Source organism: Ochrobactrum sp. BTU1, from assembly GCA_018798825.1.
Classification (GTDB): Bacteria; Pseudomonadota; Alphaproteobacteria; order Rhizobiales; family Rhizobiaceae; genus Brucella.
On sequence record CP076355.1, the window covers coordinates 1,138,990 to 1,162,345 of the forward strand.

A 23,356-nucleotide genomic window follows, 5' to 3' on the forward strand; every position below is an offset into this window, starting at 1 on the left:
TCTGTGGCCTGCACTTGCGGGCCAACGTGGCTCAGGCTGCGATTGCGCCCGGCTTTTCGTAGTTATCGTTCGCGGCTTCCAGCGCACGGATGCGTGGCATTGCGATATAACTTACGCAGTGATTGGCCGTGGACCAGCCGCCGTTAGAAACACACCGCACGACAATGCGGTCGGCTGTAGGTTTTGGGATAGGACGACGCAGAATTGAAGCTACCGTCGATCTGGGCAGGCTAAGCGCATTTCCGATTTCAGTCGGGTTGGCGCCGACCTCGTGCATGCGATGCACTTCTTCTATGGTTTCATAATCTTTCATGCTCTCCTCGTGTTTGGTGTCGGTTGACAAATGGCCTTGGTGAAGCCATCTGTGTCCTGCGCGGGGTGGTACCCGTGAAGGAAAAGAAGGGTTGGTGTTGAAAAACTCCTCGTGTCCCCTTCTGATTACGAGGCGGAGCGAGCAGCGGGTGGTGCCGGCTCTTAAACTCCGCCTTTTTATGCTTTCGACGTGGCGCCATCAGAATGGGTGGCGACCGAATCTTGGCCACGCCGAAAGCGCCACTGACCCTATTCAGGTCAGCAGCGTCCCTATTGATCCTACGGCGGCGCCTCAACGAGAGCCGGTTCGCTTCTTTCGGCGGAATTGGTCATTTGCTCTCTCCTCAGTTTCAATTGCGCCTCAGCGCGGTATCTATCTATTGAGTGCCGATATCCTTGGGAGGATGTTCTCTGGCATCATGAGGTAGGCCCTCCTTCGAACTGTCCGACGTCTTATGCGCCGGTTGATGACACCTATATATGACAGATTCGCATCTCTGTCAACACGTGGTGACATTTTCGCACGTTACATTTTCACAACAATATGCGAAAAGCGCATCATGGACAAAGATTTCGCGCAGCGCCTTCGTTCGGCGCGTGAACTTAAAGGAATGAGCCAGGCAGACCTTGCCGCCCTTATTGGGCGCGACAAGTCGTCGATCAGTCTTTTGGAAGGCGGGAAGCGCGGGGCAAGCGTGGACTTTGTCGCCCGCTTGGCTCGTGCGCTGGATCTTAATGAGGATTGGCTTGCTTTTGGTAACGGCGATATGGCCGCTACATCAGCTAAACCAATATCTGATACCTTCAAACCGACTCTTATCCCCGGCGATCAGCTCGTAAGCCAGGAACGTGGCTTACCCGTTTATGCTGCAGCGAAGGGCGGCGATGGTCATGTCATTATCACCTTTGATCCTATCAGCTACATGAAAATGCCTGCAGTACTGCAGGGCGTTAAGGGTGGTTACGGCCTTCTATTGTCTGGGGAATCAATGGTTCCCGCTTATCGACCGGGCGAAACTGCACTCGTAAACCCGAATTTGCCGCCAGTTCGTGATGAAGACGTAATTCTTTATCACACCAGTGCAATGGACGAGAACGAAGCGATCATCAAGCGGCTCGTCGGCTTCAATGATCGCGAATGGATGTTAGAGCAGTACAACCCGCATAAGGAATTCAAGGAATTTCGAGCTGATTGGCCAGTCTGTCATCGCGTCGTTGGAAAATACAATACTCGTTAAAAACTAGCCATTAGCTACAGCTTCAAGCGCGCTATCAGGCACACGGCCGATAGCAGCGATGATCTGCGTCTCATTATTCCATCTGTATAAAGCAAGGACGGCAGGCTTTTCGCACGCCAAGCGATGAGCCAGCCTCAGCGCATGATCTTCCGTATCAACCTGGATCGGAGTGTCGGGAATCACACCCCACCGGCACGCAGTAAATCCTTGCACAACAAACAGCGGATACATGACACCTCACACGCTTAACTCTTGAATTATGATTTCATCATAAGCGGAACATTTCAAGAACATTCTTCATAATTGGTTAACCCTGTGAATTTCATCGATGTGTTTTTGTCATCATCAATGTTGACATACGATGACTGATAAGCATATAAAGGTGACAGAACAGCACGAAGACAGCCTCACCAGCTCGATCTGCTGAACCAACCAAACACGAGGAGTAACCCAATGACGAACGCGAAAACCCCGAGAAGAAGAAGATCGCCAGCACCTCGCAAGAACGAAGTAATCGGCGGCGGATTCTTTGTATTCCGCCGCGGCAAACAAACCGGCCGCGTCAGCGTAGCCACTACCCTACCGTATGAACACGGGTCGTTTGAGCAAGCACTGGCGGAGGCAACGCGCCTCGCCAAGCTCTGCCCAGGCGAAACATACGAAGTTTTCCAAACAAGCGGCGCGATTGCTACCAGCAATGAGGCCTTGTTTGACGCGCTGCCCGCCAGCGCAGAGCCTGCCGACGAAGCCATGGCGGAGGCTGCGTAATGAACCGCGCTCTGCTGGAAATGCTCGCCGATATGGAACCTGAGCTGCACACCGAAGTGCATCGCGCAGGCAGTGACGAGCCAATGCGCCGTCCCGACCACCGTGCAAAGAAGCACGCTCGCCCCATGCCTTGGATACGATACGCAGCGCGCGAAGCCGTTGAGATGACGGTTGTTGTCGGATTTTGCGTTGTTGTGGGTGTCGGTGCGTTGGGAGTGCTGTGATGGGAAAGAATATTCGTGTGAGAGAAGCCGCGGCTTATCTCGGCCTTTCTAAATCCACAATGGACAAGCTACGCCACTTCGGCGGAGGTCCGCGCTACTTCAAGCTTGGCCGCGCAATCATTTACGACACCGATGATCTCGACGCATGGCGGAACGAACGCTCTGCAATGTCAACTTGGGAACAACAACAGCAAGACAACAGAAGATAGCGCCTCGGCGCAGGGTGGCCAATTGGAGCTCGTAACCCACCTCCCCCACGCCACCCCACATTTTTTGCAGGAAGGCCACGCCCGACGCGAAACCCATCCTCCGGCCGCTTTCCTGCAAAAAAACAATTCGCCTAGCGGCGAGGACGGGACAGAATGCCCTCGCAATCCACATGAACAACGCCCGTCCAACAATCACAGTGGCGCTTTGTAGCGACGCACAATGAATATGCAGGGTGGCGGCCAGAATACGATCGCAAACCAGGTGTGCACCGCCGCCGCCCTGCATACCCAACACGCTCGAAAGAGCCTTGCGGCTTGATGAACCGCAAGCTTAGGCCGGCTTCCGAACCTCCTGCTGGCCTCTGAATACCTCGAAAGAGGAAAGGCTGACCGGCCACCCATCTACCGCAACCCAGAAGCTGAGCGCCGGTCAGCTACACAGTTTCGCCCTTCGGGGCATTAGGACGGGCCAGCGATAGCACGGAAACCAGAGCAGCGCTCGCCCGTCCTCAACACCAATAGGCAAGTGCGGCCGATCGTCGAACGCAACCCAAGGAGGAATCGCTGCACTTAACCCAATACCGAACGGAGGCCATCCGATCCGCGTAACCCAAAGCGTCCGCGCCACCGTTCGGAACCTTAACCAACCGTAACCCGAGGAAAACACTATGAACATCCATACGAACATCACTGGCAACATTGCCCACGGACCAGCCACAAAGAAATCGAAGTTTAGAAGATCAACCGGCGGCAAGAACATGGCTCCGCGTGATCTGATCGCTTACACATTCGACCAGTCCGGCAAGAAAAAAGAAGATGCCGTTCAGGCCGTTATTGATGCAGCAGAACACAATGCAGCATTGGCAGAATACCTGATCAGCGAAGGCGCAAAGACTGCTATTGGCATCCTGATCCGCAGCGACAACGCCAAGATTTTTAACGACGATATTAATGTAAATGTATCGAAGCCTCGCACGTCCCACGCACAAATGACGCAGCCGCCGCTTGTATCTCCTTCACAGAAGCGCCGCTTAGAGCGTGCGGCTACATCTGTTCTGCGATTGCTTGAAGCCGTTCTTCCAAACGGTACTCTTATGGCCGATGCTAAGCGTTCTGACATTGAACATGCAATCGGCGTTTACGAGCCGCAAGCCCGCGACATGTGGCAGAAGGCCAATTTCTACAAGACAGTATTGCGCGATCTGCCAGCCGGTAAGTCCGTTGCTGACGAGTTCGACAACGAAGCTCTGACATCGCTCTATAACGCAGCGCGGGCTGTTTAACAGTTTAGGGGCGGCCGTCAAGGGCGAGTAGACCACCAGCACCTCGCCGCCCCAACTTCTTGGCTTGGAAGGCCTATCGTTTGCCGAAACCCATAGTGGTGCTGCCTCCCAAGTCATCGCCAATCCACGGGCCAGTAACCCCGCGAAACCCTGATTACAAGCGCCCGCGCACGAGGAGAAACACCATGAACATGCACACAGACCTTAATCCAGCCGCTATTGCAGCGGCCTCAATTGGTCACAACTCATTGGCTGAATGGTCATCAGGACATATGACACTCACGCCTTATGAATCTACGCCAGAGACGGAAGCCATCATTGATGAAGTTGTCGCTCTGCATCGTCAGCGCCAGTTCATCATCAAAAACAAAACAAAGCTCATTCTTGCAGCTAAGGCAGCGGCTAGAAGCATGATCTGCACTGATGCTGACTTTGTTGAAGACACGTCTACCGACAAGGTGACAGCATTCGGAAGCAAGCGCGTGAAGCTATCTAGCGCCGCTGAAAAGCGCGTTGACGCTGCATTCACTGCGGCTATTGCAGAAATTCAGTCAGGCGAAATCGTATCTCGCCTCGCCGCTACCATTCGCCATTTTCCACCAGCTATCGCAGCTTTTGAATCGCAAGACGCTGAAATTAAGAAGGCGATGGAAAAGCTTGTTCGTAAGCTCCCCATCTACAATTGGGTAAAGAGCGTGAAAGGCTTCGGTGATATTTCCTTCGCCACGATTGTCGGCGAATGCGGCGACATCGGCACATACAAATCAGTCAGCGCGGTATGGAAGCGTCTTGGCCTTGCTGTGATTGACGGCAATCGTCAGGGCAGCCCCGGTAAGAACGCCACAGCCGTCGACTGGATTGCGCACGGTTATAACCGCCAGCGCCGCTCGGTGAGCTGGAATGCACGTCAGCATGTGATCGGCGGTATGGGCAAATGGCGCCCATCGTTTGGTGAAGACGTGCGCTGCAATCGCGAGCTTACTTACTACCAGCAGGTTTATGCTGAACGCGCACGCTATGAATCCGAAAAGCTCGGCTTGCCCGTCACTGAATCAGACAAGGGCAAAGAATCCTACAAGATGCACGCTGCAATGCGTGCCCATCGTTACACCGAAAAGCGCTTGATCAAGCATCTCTATCTTGAATGGCGTCGTGCGCCTGCGCTTGCCGCTTGAAGAATAAAGGCGGGCCGACCGCAATGCGTAACCCAATGTGATGACGCCCGCCTAACCACCAGCCCGGTTGACCGCAACCGGCAATCACCACAACACGAGGAGAATACCATGCAGACCAGACCTGCCACCCTTCCGCACATCCTAACCGCCGACGAGTTCATTGCTCAGGGCACCACAGCAGCGGCAATCCTTTCGATTGCCCGTTGGTATCGCGTGAGCGACCCGGCGACTGCCGCAAAGATCAAAGACATTGCATATGACGTGTCGCGCAAAACGGGTGAGAAGATCCGTATGCGCCGCGTGCGCCCGGCAAACGACAATCGCCGTCCTTTCAAGCGGAGGGCGGGGTGATGGACAGACAGGGCTGCAATATCGACGCCGCATTCCTCAACGCGTTGCGGCTAGGCCCGCAGCGCATAGGGAACCACGGCATACCAGCGCCCGTTGCTCGCCGTCTGGCAGCAGCAGGTCGGGCTGTCGTCGTTGGTAATGAGGTGCGCTATGTTAGTGGCGGCTCGTCGGGATCTGCTAACAAATTAAGATAATTGGCGATCTCTTCGGCTTCATCGCGCCGGAGGTTGCAACAAAACTGGCCGTTCAGCTTCGCAGGTTCGCCCGTTGAGAGCTTAACGACGGTCCACGTACCATCCGGCTCTTGCCGCTTATCGAAATGAAATATCGTCATGGCATCAGCAGTTCGTTGTCCTGCCAGACAGATAAGCTCGAGAGGCCCGGTTTCAAGGTCCTGGAGATATCATAATGTTTAACCGTGGCACACTCCCAGCCTCACCGGGAGCGTCGGAATGAGAGACAAGCCAGCATTCCCGTTTGAAGGCGGAGACAACAACGGCATTGAACCAAGTGTCGGAATGTCCTTCCGCGCTTACGCCGCCGTTAAATTCATGGCCGCAATAATCGAGGCCGATGGCATCCAATATGCCGAACGTGATGCGCATAGCCATGCCAGCATTGCTGTCCTCAATGCCGACGCCCTTATCGCGGCGCTCACCCGCCCGACAGGAGGCAGCAATGTCTAACCTTATTAGTCTGATTGACGCTCTGTTAGACCTTGATGCGAAAGGCGCTCTCGTTCCGCATGGCATCGGTGGACACGCAAGAACACTTTTTCAAAGGTGCAAGGAAGAACTCAACACCCGCCCCGCCGAGCCTGTCGAGGGGTTGGAGAACCTTGGTCGGGTAATGAATGGCTTGATCGATCTTGCCGAATTTGTTTCAGAACGACACAAAGAAGACCCCGGCAGCAGGCACCTAATGTCTGTAAAACGTGCAGAAATAGCACTCGAAAGGGCCGAGACCATCATTGCGGCGAAGGTCGAGCAAGAGCGTCTCAGGTTTGAAGGCGAGCTTGATAAATGGATGAAGACCATCGGTGCTTCCGTCACTGGTTATCAGCCGGAAGCGTATGCCCTGATGGATTTAGCCTGTCAGGAACTCGTCAAGCTGCGAGCCGACAACGCCCGCTTGCGTGATAGCTCCGAGCCTATGGCCACTGATCCTGACGAATGGACGGCTACAGAAGAAGGCCTTGCCCATCTCCTGATCAACGTCGTCGGTGCTCCTGACGATGTTACCTACACGCCAGATGAGGCACAGGGCATTATTGAGAAATCAATCAAAGGCATGAAAGCCGACAACGCGGCGCTGACTGCGCGGGTTAAGGAGCGAGAACAAGAGCGAGACGAATACCGTGACAAGTGGCAATCAATCATGGAGCAAGAGAAATCCAGCCGTAGGACCTATCTGCTCCATACCGAAGCCCTCGAAAGCCAACTCACCTCACAGGCCGCTCAATACAAAGACCTTGAGGATTACGCCCGCGAAGCAACGAAGGCCATTACCGGCCTGACGGGCGGCGGCTCTGAATATTTTGGCAAGCGAATAGGTGAAGTCTTTACGGCAGATATTCCGTTCTGCCTTGAGCGTATCCGTGGTCGTTATGCATCCAAGACAGAAGTTAAGCGCCTCGAAAAGAAACTATCGGTCGCAACAGGGGCGTTGGGAAAAATCAGCGATGCAAAAACCGAACTGAATTCACCACACGACTATAGCAGAGGCTGGAATGACGCTCTTTTCCGCGTTCGTCAAATAGCCCGCGCCGCCTTGGAGGATCGCCCATGACCCTCATTGACAGACTATCCAAGCTGGACGGGCCTGATGCGACCATAGCAGCAACCAAACAGAAAATCCGCGATTCGTTCAAGGGCGTTCGACCATGCATCGCCCTCTTGCGAGCAAAGGAGGCCAAGAATGGGGCAGGCTGACGATAGGGCCACAGTGAAGTGGGGATTTGAACCCCACGAAAGCAACGGGTTAGCAATAGGCAAAGCCACATTCCCGACGATAACCACCCGCGACGCTACTTTGCTCGTCGCGCCCTTCACTGTGAATTCAAATCTTACTGTTGCGCGCCAACTTTGGCAACTAACTAGCCAAGCCCTGAAAGGCGGTGAGTGATGGCTGAAATGTATCTTACTGGTCCTCAAGTCACTCAAAGGTATCAGATCAGCAACATGACGCTTTACAGGTGGCAGCACGACGAAAATCTAAATTTCCCTAAGCCGATGACTGTAAACCGAAGGAAATACTTCAAGGAGTCTGATCTTGCTGATTGGGACAGGTCTCAGACGGCGCACTGACAACGGACATTACATGGGCTGCCCATTCATCAAGGGCGGCCCTTTTTTCATTCGCATAATCGTGCCGGTTGTATACCGCTGCCACGCCTTTGATAGACCCACTTTTGTGATTCAATACTGCTTCGACGACTTGAACAGGATGGCGCAGAGCGGCCATTCCTGACGCGCCAGTGCGGCGTAGGTCGTGCAAGCGCCATTCAGCGACAGTTATATCATCAGACTTCTCACCGCGCTCTATGGCTTGCTTCTGCGCTATTTCTAGCATCTTGGCGTCCAGCTTAGTCTTCGCCTTTGAATATCCGCTAACGCTTGTTTCACCGGTTGTTGTGAAAAGGAATCCACTATCGCTTTTGACTTTTGGCAAACCCTTGATAAGCAAAGCGACTGCAGGCGACAACGGCACCACATGGGCCTTGCCATTCTTGGCCCTCTCTTTGGGAATGATCCAGGCATTCCCTTGCAGGTCGAACTCATTCCAAACTGCGCCAGCCACTTCCTCACGCCGCTGACACGTCAACGCTAGCAACTGCACCATCGGTCCAAATGGCCAGCCAATGGCGTCACACGCCTGCCATATCAGCTTGAGTTCGTCATCTGAGATAACGCGATCACGACTAACTTCCTTCGTTGGAGCCTTAACCGCAGCCATGGGCGACGCATCGATAACTGACCTTTCTGCGCACCAGTTAAAGAAACGGCGCAAAACGGCATGCACTCGATTGGCCGATACAGGCGCGCCCTTGTCTACGATCGCGTCCAGAAGCGCCACTACGTCGCGGCGAGTGATCGACTGCACCAGCCTGCCTTTCCACCGCGGCCGCACATACTTATCAATGAACCTGGCCGTCTCTCGAGCAGTGCTAGACCGGTTGTTGCGCTCAACGTGACGTGAAATGAAGTTATCCAAGACATCGTCTATGTAGTTGGATTGATCAGCTCGCTCGAGCGCCGCTTGCCTCTTTTCTTGGGCAGGATCTTGCCCCTCAGATACGCTGCGCATAATTGCGCTGGCAGCTTTCCGGGCATCTGCTAACCCATAGGCGGGATAGGCGCCGATAGTGACTTTTTTAGGCTTTCCCCCATACCTATATCGCACAGCCCAACTCATAGCTCCGGATGCCTGAACAATTAAATAAAGGCCAGCCATACCACCGTCAGGTATTTCCTGCCGGGACGATGTAGGCTTGATGTTCTCAATGAATTTAACCGTTAACGCTTTTGCCATTGCCTCATTCCGGGGTAACGCTGGGGTAACACTTTTAGCGTTTTAGGCAAGGTTTTGCAATGTTATTATTTGTTATATACAATGTCGTAAATATTTGACTATATTCGTTTTTATAGCGTCAATATGTGATGTACTGTTATTCTTTGTTTGATGAAAGCACATCATTCGTAATGATGGGGTCAGCAGTTCGAGTCTGCTAAGCGGCACCAGTAAAATCAAGCACTTAGTACTTGATGATCGACCGAGAAAAAATCCTACTCACCACATACTCACAAACTGCAATCGCTACTCAAAGGGCCATGATTTCTGCTCACCAACCTTCGCTCAAATCGTATGGTTGAAATTTGCAACGGTTACAGATTTGAAAAGCGTCAGGCTGACGTGTTTGAAAGGGATGATATTCGTCGTTTTGAAAAGCGACACGGCGTCGGGTTGGAGAATGAAGCGGCGATACCTACCTAATTTTCCAGAGTTTTGAAAAATTGGGGCAACGGCTGCGACGAGAACTTTGGCTGATTTTTCATATGTATTGAATTTAATAGTTTTCAGGTCGCACCTAAGGGTGGAGCATTCACAAATGAGACAATATTTGGATTTCATACTGCACAACTATTGGGAGGATTATGCAAATCAAGAGGCAATATTAAGATATATCGTATCTCTGATTTCAGGCACAGCAATCGTATTACTGGTGTTTGGCTTCCATGACAGTCTATTTGAATTTTTGACGATTTTAACGTCCATGGTTTTAGATTTCACATTTCTTTCAATAACTTACTTTTGGACAAAATTGTAACTGACCATCTTGCCATAGTACCGCGACGTAGTGAATGAACCAGTTTTCTGGCGGAACTCGCCGAATTTCACACCTCTGAACGGCTCATTCCGTACCAAGATAACGCAAAGCCGTACCCCAATAAGTTTTCCCCATTTATTAGGTTTGCTCGACACCTAATCGAATACTAGATCTTTTGTCTCATGTTTCGACGGGGAAATTCTATGAAAACTGTATTTTTAAGCGCTGTGCTAAGCTTATTGGTCGCCTATAATGCCAACGCACAGGGAACCAGAGCGCCACAACCCTCATGCACAAATTGTACGGCTCCCACGGAGGCTCATGGTGACGGGAACGGGAATATACTTTGCCCAGACTGTTTTGGAAAACTTTTCCCAGGGGGAGGCAGGTTGAACCCTAGTCAGGGGGTTATTGTTCCAAATGGTCACGGGGCACCTGCCTGCTCAGGGGCCGGCGGAGGCGGGTCAAGCAATACCGCTTGTTCAGGGTGTCATCAATAGAGTGGAAGTAATGGAAGCCAACGGTAAAATCGGACCACATCAAGGCATTGAGCTGAAACTTATGCTTGAGGGAAAAAAACCTCTGGCAAAGTTTGCAACTGATAACGGGATTACCGCGGAGCAGCTCGGGGACGCAGATTTTGTTCCCTACGTAAAGTCTGGCCGTATTAAACAGTTCACTGTGCAGAAATTTGGTGGATTTGTAGAGTGGAGGATTTACTGTCTGCCGGGAGAGGAGTGGCGCGCAAAATTATGCGTATTGATGCTTGAAAAGGGTGATGATCCATACTTCCGTAAACTGTTTGATGAAAATGATCTACATCGGATTGATGGAACCCTTCTTGGTTATGAGAAGACAGATGTTGAGTTCTTCATCGAAACAATCACAAAGAGACGCATTCAGTTGGCCGGAAAATCCGTTTAAGGTTGTTAAAGAAGCAGCGTACGAGAAAACATCTTGTTGATTGTTCTTGGACGTCAAAGCGACTTCAAACCGCCGCTGACGACAAACCCGATGAACGCCACAACGATTCCGCCGATAATCTTCCAATTGATTCTCGATAGCGTGGATTGAATGCTTTTGTTCGAACTTTCCAGCCCTGAGAACCGCGTATCAATCCGCACCTCCATTGCAACCCATTTCTCATCGTGGCGGGCGCTGTCGATTTCCCTTTGTCGCTGCCATGCTTCCAGCGTGGTCAAACGCTGATTGTATGACTGTGACGAATGTTCAAGCCCGACGACACGGGCGCGCAGATCAGCTTCACTCTCTGGCATTTGTGAACTCACTTCCAGCACCCCCGCGATTTCCCGAATGCGTTATGCGATGCGATTCCCCGTCCCGCGCTTAGATCATTGCCAGCGAGATAAACCGCCGTGTCAGGCTTAACGCTTATCTGCTTCCAGCCCGCGCAGTTGCTCGCAGTCTGACTGCAACCCGCCAAGCTCAAGGCAAACGCCACGAGCGTCCAACTTGATAGTTTCCTCATCTATATCCGCCCTCTTTTGGATTGCCCTAGCAGTCTCCTTTGCTGCATCAATCGCAGCGTCTTGGCGTCCATCATGCTTTGCCTGTCGTACCGCGTCGGTAAGCCAATGAAGCCTATTGAAGTTTTGAGCGCCAACAACCAACATTTGTGCGTTGAACCTGTCGTCTTCCGTTGGAAGCTGGTCAATACGCGAGAGTACGGAAACCCGGATTGGAGCGACTCTCAAGGAAAATGGTTCCCAGCTGGTCCCGGTGTTGGGGGAGCGAGTGGAGGTAATCCGGCAACATGCGGCGGAAAGTGCCACGGATGATGAAGGAGATATTTACGTGATTGGCCCACACGAGGGTAAAGAGCTGCAACTTATGTTGCGTGGAGAAAAAGGATTAGCGCGGTTTTGCACGACGGAAAACCTTACCCCCGAGCAAGTCGGGGACCTCGGTTTTGAGCCGTACGTCAAGGACGGCACCTTCAAGATGCACGTTTCCCGTTCGCAGAGTGGGCCGCTCATTGAAACCCGGTACTATTATCTCCCGCAAGAAGAGTGGCGGCTGAAACTGGATCTGCTCGTGGCTGAGCTTATGCACACGTCAGTTATGAGCAACTTCACGCCAGAGGACCTTCTCCGGCTTGATGGATGGCTTCTAGGTTACTCTGGAGAAGATATTGAAGATTTTATTTGTCAGTGGAATGCGCGGAAATCCGCCAAGGACCCTACACTGGCAAAAAAGCCGCCCGGTGGGGGATCGAACCGTGATAGTTCCCCACCCTAAGAAAGACCTTCCGCAAGGAACGGCAAAGGCGATAGCGAAACAGGCGGGCCGGGAATAACCAGCCTGCCAAACCGCAAAGCAATCTCTACAGTCCGAGCTCAAGCTCGCGACCGAAAGGAAAACTTGTATGAAGCACTATTTCGCATTGGCGCATAAGGATGCAGACAGCGCTTACGGTATTCAGTTTCCTGATATACCGGGCGTCTTTTCTGCGTCTGATGAGGCTGACGATATCGTCAAGAACGCGATTGTAGCCCTTCAGCTTTTCGCGGAAGACGAAGCCCTGCCCGTTCCGTCCAGTCATGCCGATATCGTGGCTCGCGAGGAAGTCCGTGCCGAATTGGCTGAAGGTGCGTATTTGGTCTCCGTTCCATTCATAGAAGACGATAGCGCATTTGTGCGCGTGGCCTTGGCATTCACCGCGTCCCGCCCATTCCGTTGAGGAACACCTCCGACCAGTCACGCTGTAGGCGCTGCCAGTCGTCGGCCATGTTTTCCGAAATGGTCTTCTTCTGCGTCCACCACTTCCGAGAGTTGCCGCACATATGGGACGCGCACCAATGAAACCGATTGTCCTTTGCTGAATTTCAGCTTTGCCGTGGCCTTCTTTGTGCGGGCTGCTTCCTCACGATAAATCCGGGCTTCGCGGGTATCATCGAAGTGCATGTCACGTTAGGCCAAAAACAGCGCCTCAACACCGTGTGCAGGTATCGCCAAGGTGCATATTCATTGTCTTTCCAAATTTGATACGCCAGGGCGCCAGCATGTGATGGGCCGTGACAGTGTGACTTCCTGAGAGTGTGAGATACTTTATTTGTGCTGCGGGCCCGCAACCAACCCCAAGGCGCAGAACCCCGGTTTAGCCCCCGCTGCCGGGGTTTTCTTATTTCTGGAGCCAGTTAAAATTCGACTAGCGCAGGTCATCTTTGAGACGCCACTAGCGATCTGCGTACCCCCGGCTTGTGCTATCCTTCATCCCACAGGCCGGGGCTTTCCTTTCGGCATAAAAAAACCGCCTTAAGGGTGATCAATAGGTTGGCCGGCGTTGAACCAAGCCGGACTTGGTTCGTTATCCCCGCATGGAGGAAATTTCCATGATTAACAACGGCTACGACATTCGTCTCGAAACGGATGGAACATGGACGGTGATTGACGTCTTCAAAGGTGAGCCTGTAGCAATCAAAGGACATCTGCAAGTTGGATTGACGGAATCAGATGCCAATGAAGCTCTTGATGGCCTCAGCCGAAAATATAGCGAGCGACACGACGAAGGCGGTTCAGGTCGATTGCCCTGATCCTATTGATGGGACGAAAAATGGAGTGGCTTGGCTGGGTTCCCGCGGTGGGTCTGATCACATTAGTACTCTTACTCACGGTCGTGTGGCTAATTGAGCGCGGTTAGCCACGGCCAACTCTATCGAAAAATGAGGCGGGTATCGCCAACGTGCAAATTGAAATTTTCCCTCAAATTTTGATAAATCGCCCTCTTGAAAGGGCGTAATTTCTGACTAAATCGACGCGATCATTCCGACAAAACGCGTTCGATCAAATGGAGGTTTCGATGAGCGACCGCTTGTTTGACAGTCCGGTTTTCGTGAAGGATAAACCTAACCCGCGGAATTGTCAGCATCGGAGATGCCGTGGATTTTCTCGATGAGCGGCCCTTGCACGACCCAGATTTGATTTGTGAGCCAGCTTGTAAAGCGTGCTGTGATGCTCACGACTGTATTAGACCAGTTGAAGCAGCAGAAAGCGCCATTCGAGGTTTCGCCAAGAAGCGCGGGATACTCGAAGAGCCGGAGGTCGCAATCCCTTGGATGCAGGTGAAAAACTCAGCTGGCGGACGGGTTCAGGCATAGGAGTGGGTCATGCTTTGGTTTCTGTTTATCCTAGCAACAATAATAGCGGCTCTCGGCTATGTAACGACGACACTGGCTTGGAAAGAGATTAAGTACCATAGGAACCATCCTCACCAGCCGCAATCACTAAGACTGAAAAGCACCGGCAACGCGCCGGGGTTTTTGTTGCCTTTCATTCCTCGGATCAGCTGCCGCTCGCCGCGGTTTTAGATTGTCAAACTCTTGACGCTAAAAGATCACGAACTATCTGGTTTGCATTCACGGCATGACAGCCCCCCGCTCGAATGCTAAGTGAGTAACCCCGGATTTGACCTACCGTCGTCCGGGGTTTTATTTTCGGCGATCGGTGATAATCTGTCCATGCGTTGGTGAATATCAGACCACTTAAACGTATAACCTCGGCAAGGTCGCGCGCTGTTCTTGCCGGGGTTTGTTTCAGGAAGTGAGGACTGATGAGCCAATTACGAGAATTTATTACGTCAGATATCGGACAGATGATTATCGGCGGGGCGACGCCAATTGTGGCTGTTGGGATATTGATCCTAGTCGCTCAACACCGTCGCGTTAAGTTCTGAAAAGAGGATTATGGAGCCAGCAACTCGGCCGCTCTTTCCTCTCCGAAGAGCTGTGTCGCAATCTGCTCAAGTAGCCGTCAAAGCTCGTGATCGGAACGAAAGGTATTTGCCGTGGTGAATAGGCGCTATGTGCGCACAGGCTGCGTTGCCATGGCCTCATTCACCTGATCGGCTTGGCTTCTGTCAGTCGCCCACAAAGTGTAACGGCGGGCAATACGGTTACAGGCTGAACGTGCAGAGGAGTGTATTCCACCACTTTGCCATTTTCCCATTTACGCAGTCCCTAGTTTTCAAGAAATTCAGACCATTGACCTTCTGTTATTTCAATCGCATCAGCAGGGATTATACAATCAGGATTTTTTTCATATCCAACAATCTGCGGCGTGGCATTGGATTCGTCTTCAGTTGGCGCAGGTACTTCACCGCAAACTGGTCCGGGTCTGCTGGCTGCACATCTATGACGAGTTTTATCAATCTCGGTCGGCTTATACGGCCTTGGCAGCGACATTGCGGGAACGGTAACAGCTATCGGTCACGGCAAATATTTCATATCTCAGATCGTAATTGAAAAATTGGGCGCAAAGGAGGGCGAAGCCTTCTCGATTCAAAAACCTTCAAAGGTTTAATCGATGTCAAAGCACTATGAAAATCGCCGTTGCAGTGTGTTGCGATATGCACGTGATCTGCGTAAGGCTGTAAATGCTAAACGTCTAATTGTAACAGCCTGTGAAGGTCTGTTGCTTTCTCTTCTTAAGCAGCCCGCACGCTATCCTGAGTGGCGCGAAGCCCTAGCGCGCGAAAGTCTGAAGGAAATTGAAGATGAAGTGGGATGAGTTCTTTATGGAGCATGCGCGCCTTGCTGCACGTAAATCCAAAGACACTACCAAAGTGGGTGCAGCTTTGATTGGGCCGGACGGTGAAGTCCGGCTCACTGCTTTTAACGGCCCGCCAAAGGGCGTAAATGACACGCCAGATCGTTTCCAGCGACCAGCTAAATATCTCTTCGCAAGCCACGCCGAAGCAAACCTTATCGCCTTTGCAGCACGTGGAGGCATCCAGACTAAAGGCTGCCTTGTGTATATCACACACGCCCCTTGTGCTAGTTGCGCCCGTACGCTCATTCAGGCAGGCATCATCGGCGTTGTCTTTGGTGACGGCACCACGTCTATGCCAACGGAAGAATTTGAAGCGGCCAAGACGATGTTAGGCGAGGCCGGAGTGGGCTATTTGGCGATAGACGCCTTGCCCTAGAACAAAGGATAGTGCTGCGCGGGTGCAGCACTATCGCCAAAAGCGCCTCATCGCAGCACCATTTTTGTTAAACAGCATAACTCTATATACACTTTTAGAGACAACAAGATCTCAAAAACTTAACGTTTTCAATGTTGTATCGTGTTGTTTCTAGACACATCCCTCGCAAGGATGGGATCAGCAGTTCGAGTCTGCGATGCGGCACCACTTTTCATTGAAAATTCATTTGGATAGGATTTAATCTCCCCTACGGATTCGTGTCTCTTGAATGCTGGTAGCCATCAGTTGAGAAGCAAAGAGAAACGCATTACGTCATCAGGTCAGTCCCGCCCGGCACTTGCTCAGACGAGGCTTTTTTTATCCTCGTGTTTGATAAACCAACAGTTGGCGGCCGCTGGTTCCTCGTGTCGGCTCGTGTGGCAAAGTTTTCCACACAAGGTGGCAGCTGGTGAGGCGGCCAAAAGGCGACGGGTGAATTGGCCATATTATTTTGTTTACTAAGCAGTTTGTTTGAGCAATATCGTCCACATGAAAACAACTTGCCTTTTTCTGGCCAGCGCTGCCTTCACTTGCCTTTACTACGAGCGGTACTGGCGTTGGCGAGACTGCATCGGTGAAGCGTCTTCAAGCTGCGTGACTGGAGACGGAAGTAATCTGACCAGTGGCGGCCAACTATGGGGTTTATTCGCAGTAGTATTTCTCTTGCTTGCATTGTGTTCGGTTTTCCGATCACGACAACATTAGGCCTAAGATCAGAAAAGGCTGGACGTTTCAGGCTATCAACATTCCTAGCCAGTGTACTGACACTTCCGTCAACTGTTGAGACAAGCACACGTTGCACCTTAGCTTCAGCGCCGCCGTTCTGATTTGTAGCCCGCCTGGGTGCTCCGAAACGTGGCGGGTATTGTTTTTGTAAAGTATCACTCTGAAGTCATATTCGGTAATGTGAGTGAAGCATGATTGAGTTTCCCCGAAGGGGGCGATTTCTCCGAAAGGATTTCGCCCGGACCGTGGTTTTACATCATATGTCCTCGCAGGTTCAAATCCTGCTATCTCACTTACTTCTATCCATCCTTCACGGCTTTCGCCGCCTCGTATTCCTTTGTGGCTTTGCCTCGAACTCAAAAAGACCTTATGCTGGACACATCGGGCCTTGGATTTGCTAGCGTCTTTCGGAACCCTGATGTGCCGCCCCGAAAGAGGTAGCAAAAACGTAAAGTATTCGCGCCTTAGACCTGTCGCGTGCGGCAGGGCCAAGCAGTAAACCTAACATGTTGTGACTAATTTATAGGGCTTTTATTTTATAATGTGTGTGGTTTACTTCTTCGAAGAGAAAAGGAGATAAACATGCATTCCAGAATAATGTTAATTTTGATCGGTTTCGCCATATCTTCGGGTTCCAGCGCGAATGCAGAAACGAAGAAGCCTAAATTTGAGATGAATGCAGACCGAATGGAGCAAGTTTCAAAAACAACAACTCAGCTCAACGGCAATGCGGTAATCCGGTTGGGAGGATCAGAGATTAGAACCAACAAGGCAAGGATTGTCTTCAATACAAATAAAGTAACCGTTTATACAGATACGTTTATCGCGACTGGAAATAGATAGTTCAACTGTGAAACATTACTGAGGCAAAGCGTCAACGGAGTGCGAGGGTGTTTCGCACCTCGGGCGGACCAAGCGCCGATCCTTGCATGGAGCTGACGGGCCGTGACTATCCTCTAGGAAAAGGCAGGTCACTATAGCGTCATAGAAAATGGCGGGGCGGGCTTGCTGTTACGATTACTATGGCCTGTAGTTTATAGTCGCTCGTTCAATGGTTTTCGATACGCGGATGCCCCAAAACATAACTGTTCTGCGCCGCGTTTTTCTCACGAAACGCAATGCCTCTCGTTTCAATTTGGTAAGCACGCCTACCTTCTTGCTTTTTGCAATTGACGCTACTTTCCGACCATCTTCGATACCACTGGCCAAGTATCCACTTTGTGGTGCGGATCCATTGTTCAATATTATGTCTTGAACAGCGATAGCGGGTTGCATTTGCCAAAGTGAGAAATCGTTGACGGTTGGATCGAACAGATAGTCATCGATCGGAGTTAAACCGGCCACATAGTTCATGAGCGCCTTGCGAGCAGCGCTTTTGCTAATCACATAAGCACCTGATCCCCAATGCTTGAAAGCAAGTTGGACCAGCTTCCGATCATTTATAAGACCAACGTGCTTTGTCGCAATGATTGTTGGCTCGTTGACAGTTTCCAGCTTAACTATTTCTGCCCCAGATGGAATCCAATCAACCGAGTTTATAAATGCACCCGCATCATCAGATAAATGCAGGTCATCTTCCATCACGACAGCGTAGTCATCCACGCCTGCCACTATTTTCCGAAATATGGCGATGTGGGACTCAGCACAGGCGATTTCGCCCACCGTCATCGGTTTTCCCTGTTGGCGTTGAGCTCGGTATACTTTAATGTCATTGTCAGAAAATAATTTACCATCAACCGCCGGTAGTCGTTCAAAATCAATTGATTGAGATTGCAAAATTTGCGACATCCGCGCCATACGTTCTGGGGCGCGATCAAGATTGACAATATAACACTTCATAATGATTTAACCTGTTACACCTTCGTGTCGCGCATCAAAATTTTATGCAATTGAGGTTCTATGGCCGTTCCCGTGCTTCTCTATCACCAAATAGCTGCTTTGCCTCAAAGAAATGTGCCTTACCAAGGACTATTTGTTCACCCCGATAGTTTTCGTCGGCAAATGCGATCCCTGAAATATTTAGGCTATAAAGGGCTTTCCGTTCGTGATGCTTGGCCATACTTGCGCGGAGAAAAGCAAGGCAAGGTCGTGGTGATTACGTTTGATGATGGTTTTCGGAACACATTCGAAAACGCTGCACCTGTCCTCGCGGATTGTGGATTCACCGCCACAAATTATTTCGTAGCCAATCAGATTGGCGGAAGCAATGTGTGGGATCAAAAGGAGGGGTTACCGGACACCCCCTGCATGAGCCTGTCACAAATGCGAGAATGGCACGCGCTGGGCCATGAAGTGGGCGCTCATACGCTTGACCATGTCCTGTTACCCGATACTGACGATCATGAGGCTCGCCGCCAAATCACTCAATCTAAAAGTATGTTGGAGGATATGCTTGGTTGGTCCGTACCAAGTTTTTGTTATCCGTATGGCGGGAACAATCAGCGGCATCGCGACATGGTGCGCGATGCTGGTTATGAAAGCGCTTTTACAACCGTCAGTAAGAGTGCCAAGCCTGATGATGACACATATGGAATTCCGCGGTTCTATATCAGATACCGACACTCGGTTGCCGAAGCGCTTCTACGTATTATGCTGAAGTAATTAAAATCAAGAAAGCTTATTTTAGAGCTCATCGGCGGCCTTCCAAGAATCTTTGTGCTGTAACTCTGTTCGGCTAAACTGACGCTGGCTGATTTGATTGACGCGTGGATCAATTGCAACTGGTTCGGACGATGAAATGGCAGCGCCACTCGACACCATACCACCGACATTCCTGCTTGCCGTCAGCGAGTAACTCAGATTCTCAACAATCGGCAGCATCGTGCCGCCTGTTTCATGAATGACATTCGCAAGGACATGCGATCCGCTTATCCGACAGATTACGGCGCTGCGCTTTATTAAAAAATGGCTCTCCTGCAACTAACCTCTGCCTGCGGAGGAAGCCCACCAAAAGGTGCCGCCCTTCCACGGAGAACGTCTTCTTTTCCATCTGATTGACCTTAAAAGGTAGCGTTGAGAACGTCGTTACATCGCGCTCGATTTCTCTTCTTTTATAGACATTATGCGATGATCAATTAGCGCCGTCCCAAACCCGAAAACTTTCAACCCCGTGCGCTTCACCGCGTTAAACTTTTCGTTAGACGCCGTTCCTATCTAACAAGAGCTCGAGTATCATAGTGGTGCGGTGAGATAAATGCGAATCAGTCTTAGCGCAGAACCTCGGCAAGCCCGTGCTGCCGGGGTTTTTTGCCGAAACACTCACGCTAACCCGACCCGCCAGGACCACCCGCTAATAGACGCGAACTTGTATAGCGAAGTCTTATATTGCCTCATATTCAAGCAGGAGGCGCACATGACCGATTCCATCGCCCGTACAGAAAGACAGTTAAGTGCCATCATCCGTCGCGCTCGCAGGCAATCCAGCCTCACTCCAAGGGCTCTCGGTGATCTGCTCCATATGCGCCAGGGCATGATCTTTCGCCTTCAGGCAGGGGAGCAAGCTGCCAGCCGCGTACCCTGATGGCTGGGTGATCTGCTCTAAAGCTCGAACTGGTGATCCACCCTCGGACGAAGGCAAGCGCGTCAGACATTAAGAATATATGATGGTACGGCGCAACCCACATACGCCTCTCAAATGTCTTTCTGAAGGCCCGTCTCGTCGGATTGTTGCGCCGGGTAAACTCTGGTGCAATGGACTCAACCTTCGTCCCGCGAATGGTTCGCCTGGAGCGAGACATTTCCTGTTTCGGTGTCGTCGTCGCCACCTTACGGCGCAACAAAATCACGAGAGGGCGACCGGTGCCCTCGCGCCGCGCCTGCCTGAGAGCGGTCGTGACAGATTGCAATTAAGATACAAGACGCATTTTGCCAAATGTACCAATCACTTCGCTTTTCATAAGTGATACACCAGCGCCGGTGCTCAAATTCTTCTGCCTGATTTGCTATCAAACAGATGAACACGGCTTTCATCTCCCTTGATGTTTATTTGATGTCCGAGTTCGACCTCACTGTCGCGGGGAAACTCGACAGTCAGCATTTTAGGTTGGCCAATCTCGATATAACCAAACATCTGACTGCCCAATCGTTCAACCACTGCAAGTTCACCGCTAAACCATGCTTCCTGTTCCGAACAGACGGCTAGATCTTCAGGCCGCACACCGAGCACGATACGATCCTGAACACTAAGCGGTGCTGCATTAGAATTGAGTGGTATATCTCTACCCATGCAGGAGAGCGTCAGCGTTTTTCCACCGATTTGTCCAACCTCGGCAGGAAGTGCATTCATCGTCGGACTGCCAATAAACTGTGCAACAAAAAGACTGGCGGGCTTGCGATAAATATCAAGCGGCTTGCCAATCTGTTCGACATTACCCTTGTTCATAACCACAATACGATCAGCGAGAGTCATAGCTTCAACCTGATCATGCGTAACATAAACCGTAGTCGCCTTGATCTTGCGGTGCAGTTTTGCAATTTCCAACCGCATCTCGACCCGCAAAGCTGCATCAAGATTAGACAGTGGCTCATCAAACAAAAATGCATTGGGTTCGCGGACAATTGCGCGACCCATCGCGACGCGCTGACGTTGACCACCTGAAAGTTGGGCTGGACGTCGTTCGAGAAACTCACCAATCTTTAGCGTCTCGGCGACAGCGCCAATGCGTGACTGCACATCATTGTCATTCGATCCACGCATCTTTAGCCCAAAAGCCATATTCTCCTCCACACTCATGTGCGGATAGAGCGCGTAGTCCTGAAAAACCATCGCGATGTTACGCTCTGAAGGCGACAGCTCATTGACGACAGCATCGCCAAATTTCAACTCACCGGCAGATATATCCTCCAGACCCGCGATCATTCTGAGCAAGGTTGATTTTCCGCAACCGGAAGGACCGACCAAAACGACAAACTCCCCGCTCTCGATCCGAAAGTCCAGAGCATGGATAACTTTATGGTTGCCATAGGTCTTTTGGATACGCTCCAATGCGATGGCGATCATGCATTCTCCTCCCAGAGTTTTCGCTTGACGTCAATTATCGATATTATTATCAATAATGATAATTGACGTGTTAGGCAAGAAGGCTCAGGCAGCGGCGTGGCATATTTTTCATCCAAACTCGTTCAGAGCAAACCTCCAAAGGCAGCAGTCGTATTTGAGGCGCTAAAGCGAGACATCATGCTCGGTACATTACCTGCGGGCGCCAATTTGACCGAACTGGAAATCGCAGCGCATTTTCAGTGCAGCCAGGGGCCAGTTCGTGAAGCCCTCCTTCAATTGCAGGAAGAAGGGCTCGTGCTGAGACAGGGTCATAGGGGTACTCAAGTGTCTCTATGCACACCAGATGAAGCTGTTGAAATGTTTCGTCTGCGCAACTCCATTGAATGCAACGGGATCCCTCGCGTGATGATGCGACGGACCATGAAACTAACTGATGATCTCAAAAGCATGCTCGAAGGGATGCTGCAAGCAGCCGATGACGAAGATGAATATCGTCTTGCTGCAATAGATCGCGACTTTCACAGGCGTATCTTCGACGAAGCTGACCTGCCGGCGCTGAATCCTATTTTACATCGTTGCCTTGTGCATAATCATCGCTTCAAAATTTCACAAAGTCGCAGCGCACGCGACTTGCGGGGTACCGCGCTGCGTCATTGCTCAATCATTGATGCCATAGAAGCTGCTGACCTTGAGGCTGCGCAAACAGCTATGCGACATCACATTGCAACCATCGTCGATTTCGGACCCGCGGTATTCCCCGAAGAAGGTCGCAGCTGATGTCGCGCTGTATCAACCATGATTTACAAGCAGAAATGCAGGCTCTTCTCGAAAAAATTACCGTTGAGTTTGCAGGCTTACCCGATCCAACGACGCTTCTACCGGCAGCCGGGCGGGCGCTTGCAGAAAAGAACAATCAGCGCTGGAATATCAATCTTCCTGAAATGCAGAATGTGCGTTCAATGCAAATTGACGCAAACCCGAGTATTGGCTCGCAGCAAACACCACTCCTTGTTCTGGAACCGATCAACAAAAAACGCGGCATCATTCTTTTCGTTCATGGTGGCGGCTTTGCTTTTTGCAGCCCTAAAACGCATGAGCGGTGCGCACGGGTGCTGGCCGAAAAGACCAGCTTAACTGTGGTTCTACCCGATTACCGTCTAGCACCGGAAAACCCTTTTCCCGCAGGCTTAAACGATGTCATCGGCACTATGCGGGCATTGGTTGATGGACGGTTGGAAGGACTGGACGACCCCGTCTATATCGCTGGCGATTCTGCCGGCGCAAATCTTGCTCTCTCAGCGATGTTGCATGAGGCAGAAAATAGCCAATTGCTGCCAAAAGGCGCTCTGCTATTTTATGGCAACTATGCCATGGATTTTGAAACTCCGTCATATCAGGCTTTCATCAATGGCCCCGGACTGACCACCGACAGAATGAAGCGTTACTGGAACTGGTATGCGAGTGGACAGAACATCGCTTCAAATGCACTCGCCTGCCCGCTTCACGCCAGCGATGGAACACTCAAAAAAATGCCCCCGCTATATCTGACAGCAGCAGGCATTGACCCCCTGCTTTCCGATACGATTTTGCTGCACGAGCGGCTTTCAAAGATTGGTCGCAAGGACGAATTAGTTATCACAGAAGGCGTCGTACACGGCTTTCTTCAATACACGAATGAACTGACGGCAGCTGAAGCGGCGTTGGAGGACGCGGCGAAGGCATTAAGCCGAATGGCCTGAACAAGAGGCCTTCGTAAACAAC

General features: G+C 51.3%; 29 protein-coding genes, 1 tRNA gene and 4 pseudogenes. 25 read left to right on the forward strand and 9 right to left on the reverse strand.

The genetic code is table 11. The annotated features are described in order from the left end of the window. Positions 1 to 31: 31 nt before the first annotated feature. A complete protein-coding gene (locus tag KMS41_16665; GenBank protein QWK79134.1) occupies positions 32 to 313 on the reverse strand; it encodes a hypothetical protein in 282 nt (93 codons plus the stop codon). 454 nt (positions 314 to 767) lie between these two features. On the opposite strand from KMS41_16665, the gene KMS41_16670 reads away from it, so the two are divergent. Next, positions 768 to 1,550 (forward strand): helix-turn-helix domain-containing protein, encoded by a 783-nt coding sequence (locus KMS41_16670; GenBank protein ID QWK79135.1) that lies wholly within the window; start codon positions 768 to 770, stop codon positions 1,548 to 1,550. Positions 1,551 to 1,553: 3 nt separating this feature from the next. On the opposite strand, the gene KMS41_16675 is transcribed toward KMS41_16670, so the two are convergent. Then, entirely contained in the window at positions 1,554 to 1,781 is a 228-nt protein-coding gene (locus tag KMS41_16675) for a hypothetical protein (GenBank protein ID QWK79136.1), read from the reverse strand. Between the two features lie 222 nt (positions 1,782 to 2,003). Between KMS41_16675 and KMS41_16680 the strand changes: the two are divergent. The 10 genes and pseudogenes from KMS41_16680 (at position 2,004) to KMS41_16725 (ending at position 7,491) form a co-directional block, all read left to right on the forward strand. Next, positions 2,004 to 2,240 (forward strand): annotated as a pseudogene (locus KMS41_16680) (hypothetical protein). A 77-nt stretch (positions 2,241 to 2,317) separates the two neighbouring features. Continuing rightward, positions 2,318 to 2,542: a hypothetical protein gene (locus KMS41_16685; GenBank protein QWK79137.1), complete on the forward strand. Its 225-nt coding sequence runs from the start codon at positions 2,318 to 2,320 to the stop codon at positions 2,540 to 2,542. After that, positions 2,542 to 2,751: a helix-turn-helix domain-containing protein gene (locus KMS41_16690; GenBank protein QWK79138.1), complete on the forward strand. Its 210-nt coding sequence runs from the start codon at positions 2,542 to 2,544 to the stop codon at positions 2,749 to 2,751. The genes KMS41_16685 and KMS41_16690 overlap by 1 nt, the downstream gene beginning before the upstream one ends. Positions 2,752 to 3,419: 668 nt before the next feature. After that, on the forward strand, positions 3,420 to 4,034 hold the full coding sequence (locus KMS41_16695) for a hypothetical protein (protein QWK79139.1): 615 nt from the start codon (positions 3,420 to 3,422) through the stop codon (positions 4,032 to 4,034). Positions 4,035 to 4,219: 185 nt separating this feature from the next. Next, entirely contained in the window at positions 4,220 to 5,209 is a 990-nt protein-coding gene (locus KMS41_16700) for a hypothetical protein (GenBank protein QWK79140.1), read from the forward strand. A 108-nt stretch (positions 5,210 to 5,317) separates the two neighbouring features. Then, positions 5,318 to 5,560: a hypothetical protein gene (locus tag KMS41_16705; protein ID QWK79141.1), complete on the forward strand. Its 243-nt coding sequence runs from the start codon at positions 5,318 to 5,320 to the stop codon at positions 5,558 to 5,560. Continuing rightward, entirely contained in the window at positions 5,560 to 5,754 is a 195-nt protein-coding gene (locus KMS41_16710; GenBank protein ID QWK79142.1) for a hypothetical protein, read from the forward strand. The genes KMS41_16705 and KMS41_16710 overlap by 1 nt, the downstream gene beginning before the upstream one ends. 258 nt (positions 5,755 to 6,012) lie before the next feature. Then, positions 6,013 to 6,246 (forward strand): hypothetical protein, encoded by a 234-nt coding sequence (locus KMS41_16715; protein QWK79143.1) that lies wholly within the window; start codon positions 6,013 to 6,015, stop codon positions 6,244 to 6,246. Next, positions 6,239 to 7,348 (forward strand): hypothetical protein, encoded by a 1,110-nt coding sequence (locus tag KMS41_16720; GenBank protein ID QWK79144.1) that lies wholly within the window; start codon positions 6,239 to 6,241, stop codon positions 7,346 to 7,348. The genes KMS41_16715 and KMS41_16720 overlap by 8 nt, the downstream gene beginning before the upstream one ends. Beyond that, entirely contained in the window at positions 7,345 to 7,491 is a 147-nt protein-coding gene (locus KMS41_16725) for a hypothetical protein (protein QWK79145.1), read from the forward strand. Before KMS41_16720 ends, KMS41_16725 begins: the two co-directional genes overlap by 4 nt. A gap of 325 nt (positions 7,492 to 7,816) precedes the next feature. Here KMS41_16725 and KMS41_16730 read toward each other — a convergent pair whose 3' ends face one another. Continuing rightward, positions 7,817 to 9,091 carry an integrase arm-type DNA-binding domain-containing protein gene (locus KMS41_16730; protein QWK79146.1) on the reverse strand — a complete coding sequence of 425 codons (1,275 nt, stop codon included), beginning with the start codon at positions 9,089 to 9,091 and terminating at the stop codon, positions 7,817 to 7,819. 1,306 nt (positions 9,092 to 10,397) lie between these two features. On the opposite strand from KMS41_16730, the gene KMS41_16735 reads away from it, so the two are divergent. Further along, entirely contained in the window at positions 10,398 to 10,811 is a 414-nt protein-coding gene (locus KMS41_16735) for a hemin receptor (GenBank protein QWK80286.1), read from the forward strand. 53 nt (positions 10,812 to 10,864) lie between these two features. On the opposite strand, the gene KMS41_16740 is transcribed toward KMS41_16735, so the two are convergent. Together KMS41_16740 and KMS41_16745 are read right to left on the reverse strand one after the other, a co-directional pair. Then, complete coding sequence (locus KMS41_16740; protein ID QWK79147.1) at positions 10,865 to 11,164, reverse strand: hypothetical protein; 300 nt, start codon at positions 11,162 to 11,164, stop codon at positions 10,865 to 10,867. A 108-nt stretch (positions 11,165 to 11,272) separates the two neighbouring features. Beyond that, positions 11,273 to 11,602 (reverse strand): hypothetical protein, encoded by a 330-nt coding sequence (locus KMS41_16745; protein ID QWK79148.1) that lies wholly within the window; start codon positions 11,600 to 11,602, stop codon positions 11,273 to 11,275. Between the two features lie 40 nt (positions 11,603 to 11,642). On the opposite strand from KMS41_16745, the gene KMS41_16750 reads away from it, so the two are divergent. The 3 genes and pseudogenes from KMS41_16750 to KMS41_16760 all read left to right on the forward strand — a co-directional run bounded on the left by KMS41_16750 (position 11,643) and on the right by KMS41_16760 (position 12,588). Beyond that, positions 11,643 to 12,146 carry a hypothetical protein gene (locus tag KMS41_16750; GenBank protein QWK80326.1) on the forward strand — a complete coding sequence of 168 codons (504 nt, stop codon included), beginning with the start codon at positions 11,643 to 11,645 and terminating at the stop codon, positions 12,144 to 12,146. Then, positions 12,115 to 12,204, forward strand: a pseudogene (locus tag KMS41_16755) (type II toxin-antitoxin system HicA family toxin). Before KMS41_16750 ends, KMS41_16755 begins: the two are co-directional and overlap by 32 nt. A 69-nt stretch (positions 12,205 to 12,273) precedes the next feature. Further along, complete coding sequence (locus KMS41_16760; protein ID QWK79149.1) at positions 12,274 to 12,588, forward strand: type II toxin-antitoxin system HicB family antitoxin; 315 nt, start codon at positions 12,274 to 12,276, stop codon at positions 12,586 to 12,588. 17 nt (positions 12,589 to 12,605) lie between these two features. Here KMS41_16760 and KMS41_16765 read toward each other — a convergent pair whose 3' ends face one another. After that, entirely contained in the window at positions 12,606 to 12,812 is a 207-nt protein-coding gene (locus KMS41_16765; protein ID QWK79150.1) for a hypothetical protein, read from the reverse strand. A 428-nt stretch (positions 12,813 to 13,240) separates the two neighbouring features. Between KMS41_16765 and KMS41_16770 the strand changes: the two genes are divergently transcribed. From KMS41_16770 to KMS41_16795, 6 genes and pseudogenes are all read left to right on the forward strand, one after another. Then, positions 13,241 to 13,441: a hypothetical protein gene (locus KMS41_16770; protein ID QWK79151.1), complete on the forward strand. Its 201-nt coding sequence runs from the start codon at positions 13,241 to 13,243 to the stop codon at positions 13,439 to 13,441. A 266-nt stretch (positions 13,442 to 13,707) separates the two neighbouring features. Continuing rightward, positions 13,708 to 14,005: pseudogene (locus tag KMS41_16775) on the forward strand (DUF982 domain-containing protein). Between the two features lie 1,204 nt (positions 14,006 to 15,209). Then, entirely contained in the window at positions 15,210 to 15,413 is a 204-nt protein-coding gene (locus tag KMS41_16780) for a hypothetical protein (protein QWK79152.1), read from the forward strand. Next, the gene (locus tag KMS41_16785) at positions 15,400 to 15,831 is read left to right on the forward strand and encodes a deoxycytidylate deaminase (protein QWK79153.1); all 432 of its coding nucleotides are present in this window, start codon (positions 15,400 to 15,402) and stop codon (positions 15,829 to 15,831) included. Before KMS41_16780 ends, KMS41_16785 begins: the two co-directional genes overlap by 14 nt. 52 nt (positions 15,832 to 15,883) lie before the next feature. Further along, positions 15,884 to 16,038: transfer RNA gene (locus KMS41_16790), tRNA-Ala, on the forward strand. Between the two features lie 1,140 nt (positions 16,039 to 17,178). Continuing rightward, entirely contained in the window at positions 17,179 to 17,439 is a 261-nt protein-coding gene (locus KMS41_16795; protein ID QWK79154.1) for a hypothetical protein, read from the forward strand. 177 nt (positions 17,440 to 17,616) lie between these two features. Here the strand turns inward: KMS41_16795 and KMS41_16800 are convergent, their stop codons facing one another. Then, the gene (locus KMS41_16800; GenBank protein ID QWK79155.1) at positions 17,617 to 18,435 is read right to left on the reverse strand and encodes a glycosyltransferase family 25 protein; all 819 of its coding nucleotides are present in this window, start codon (positions 18,433 to 18,435) and stop codon (positions 17,617 to 17,619) included. 60 nt (positions 18,436 to 18,495) lie between these two features. Between KMS41_16800 and KMS41_16805 the strand changes: the two genes are divergently transcribed. Continuing rightward, the gene (locus KMS41_16805) at positions 18,496 to 19,197 is read left to right on the forward strand and encodes a polysaccharide deacetylase family protein (GenBank protein QWK79156.1); all 702 of its coding nucleotides are present in this window, start codon (positions 18,496 to 18,498) and stop codon (positions 19,195 to 19,197) included. Positions 19,198 to 19,218: 21 nt separating this feature from the next. On the opposite strand, the gene KMS41_16810 is transcribed toward KMS41_16805, so the two are convergent. Continuing rightward, positions 19,219 to 19,416 (reverse strand): hypothetical protein, encoded by a 198-nt coding sequence (locus KMS41_16810; GenBank protein QWK79157.1) that lies wholly within the window; start codon positions 19,414 to 19,416, stop codon positions 19,219 to 19,221. Positions 19,417 to 19,948: 532 nt separating this feature from the next. Here KMS41_16810 and KMS41_16815 point away from each other — a divergent pair. Next, positions 19,949 to 20,199, forward strand: a pseudogene (locus KMS41_16815) (transcriptional regulator). Positions 20,200 to 20,515: 316 nt separating this feature from the next. Here KMS41_16815 and ugpC read toward each other — a convergent pair. Then, positions 20,516 to 21,595 (reverse strand): sn-glycerol-3-phosphate ABC transporter ATP-binding protein UgpC, encoded by a 1,080-nt coding sequence (gene ugpC, locus KMS41_16820; protein QWK79158.1) that lies wholly within the window; start codon positions 21,593 to 21,595, stop codon positions 20,516 to 20,518. 96 nt (positions 21,596 to 21,691) lie between these two features. On the opposite strand from ugpC, the gene KMS41_16825 reads away from it, so the two are divergent. Next, positions 21,692 to 22,372: a GntR family transcriptional regulator gene (locus KMS41_16825; protein ID QWK79159.1), complete on the forward strand. Its 681-nt coding sequence runs from the start codon at positions 21,692 to 21,694 to the stop codon at positions 22,370 to 22,372. Continuing rightward, on the forward strand, positions 22,372 to 23,334 hold the full coding sequence (locus tag KMS41_16830) for an alpha/beta hydrolase (protein QWK79160.1): 963 nt from the start codon (positions 22,372 to 22,374) through the stop codon (positions 23,332 to 23,334). Before KMS41_16825 ends, KMS41_16830 begins: the two co-directional genes overlap by 1 nt. The last annotated feature ends 22 nt before the right edge of the window (positions 23,335 to 23,356 follow it).

What these genes read in the sequence shown, in the direction of transcription:
- KMS41_16665 (QWK79134.1), bottom strand. Translation starts at nt 313, where the DNA reads ATGAAAGATTATGAAACCATAGAAGAAGTGCATCGCATGCACGAGGTC.
- KMS41_16670 (QWK79135.1), top strand. Translation starts at nt 768, where the DNA reads ATGCGCCGGTTGATGACACCTATATATGACAGATTCGCATCTCTGTCA.
- KMS41_16675 (QWK79136.1), bottom strand. Translation starts at nt 1,781, where the DNA reads ATGTATCCGCTGTTTGTTGTGCAAGGATTTACTGCGTGCCGGTGGGGT.
- KMS41_16685 (QWK79137.1), top strand. Translation starts at nt 2,318, where the DNA reads ATGAACCGCGCTCTGCTGGAAATGCTCGCCGATATGGAACCTGAGCTG.
- KMS41_16690 (QWK79138.1), top strand. Translation starts at nt 2,542, where the DNA reads ATGGGAAAGAATATTCGTGTGAGAGAAGCCGCGGCTTATCTCGGCCTT.
- KMS41_16695 (QWK79139.1), top strand. Translation starts at nt 3,420, where the DNA reads ATGAACATCCATACGAACATCACTGGCAACATTGCCCACGGACCAGCC.
- KMS41_16700 (QWK79140.1), top strand. Translation starts at nt 4,220, where the DNA reads ATGAACATGCACACAGACCTTAATCCAGCCGCTATTGCAGCGGCCTCA.
- KMS41_16705 (QWK79141.1), top strand. Translation starts at nt 5,318, where the DNA reads ATGCAGACCAGACCTGCCACCCTTCCGCACATCCTAACCGCCGACGAG.
- KMS41_16710 (QWK79142.1), top strand. Translation starts at nt 5,560, where the DNA reads ATGGACAGACAGGGCTGCAATATCGACGCCGCATTCCTCAACGCGTTG.
- KMS41_16715 (QWK79143.1), top strand. Translation starts at nt 6,013, where the DNA reads ATGAGAGACAAGCCAGCATTCCCGTTTGAAGGCGGAGACAACAACGGC.
- KMS41_16720 (QWK79144.1), top strand. Translation starts at nt 6,239, where the DNA reads ATGTCTAACCTTATTAGTCTGATTGACGCTCTGTTAGACCTTGATGCG.
- KMS41_16725 (QWK79145.1), top strand. Translation starts at nt 7,345, where the DNA reads ATGACCCTCATTGACAGACTATCCAAGCTGGACGGGCCTGATGCGACC.
- KMS41_16730 (QWK79146.1), bottom strand. Translation starts at nt 9,091, where the DNA reads ATGGCAAAAGCGTTAACGGTTAAATTCATTGAGAACATCAAGCCTACA.
- KMS41_16735 (QWK80286.1), top strand. Translation starts at nt 10,398, where the DNA reads ATGGAAGCCAACGGTAAAATCGGACCACATCAAGGCATTGAGCTGAAA.
- KMS41_16740 (QWK79147.1), bottom strand. Translation starts at nt 11,164, where the DNA reads ATGCCAGAGAGTGAAGCTGATCTGCGCGCCCGTGTCGTCGGGCTTGAA.
- KMS41_16760 (QWK79149.1), top strand. Translation starts at nt 12,274, where the DNA reads ATGAAGCACTATTTCGCATTGGCGCATAAGGATGCAGACAGCGCTTAC.
- KMS41_16765 (QWK79150.1), bottom strand. Translation starts at nt 12,812, where the DNA reads ATGCACTTCGATGATACCCGCGAAGCCCGGATTTATCGTGAGGAAGCA.
- KMS41_16770 (QWK79151.1), top strand. Translation starts at nt 13,241, where the DNA reads ATGATTAACAACGGCTACGACATTCGTCTCGAAACGGATGGAACATGG.
- KMS41_16780 (QWK79152.1), top strand. Translation starts at nt 15,210, where the DNA reads ATGTCAAAGCACTATGAAAATCGCCGTTGCAGTGTGTTGCGATATGCA.
- KMS41_16785 (QWK79153.1), top strand. Translation starts at nt 15,400, where the DNA reads ATGAAGTGGGATGAGTTCTTTATGGAGCATGCGCGCCTTGCTGCACGT.
- KMS41_16795 (QWK79154.1), top strand. Translation starts at nt 17,179, where the DNA reads ATGCATTCCAGAATAATGTTAATTTTGATCGGTTTCGCCATATCTTCG.
- KMS41_16800 (QWK79155.1), bottom strand. Translation starts at nt 18,435, where the DNA reads ATGAAGTGTTATATTGTCAATCTTGATCGCGCCCCAGAACGTATGGCG.
- KMS41_16805 (QWK79156.1), top strand. Translation starts at nt 18,496, where the DNA reads ATGGCCGTTCCCGTGCTTCTCTATCACCAAATAGCTGCTTTGCCTCAA.
- KMS41_16810 (QWK79157.1), bottom strand. Translation starts at nt 19,416, where the DNA reads ATGCTGCCGATTGTTGAGAATCTGAGTTACTCGCTGACGGCAAGCAGG.
- ugpC (QWK79158.1), bottom strand. Translation starts at nt 21,595, where the DNA reads ATGATCGCCATCGCATTGGAGCGTATCCAAAAGACCTATGGCAACCAT.
- KMS41_16830 (QWK79160.1), top strand. Translation starts at nt 22,372, where the DNA reads ATGTCGCGCTGTATCAACCATGATTTACAAGCAGAAATGCAGGCTCTT.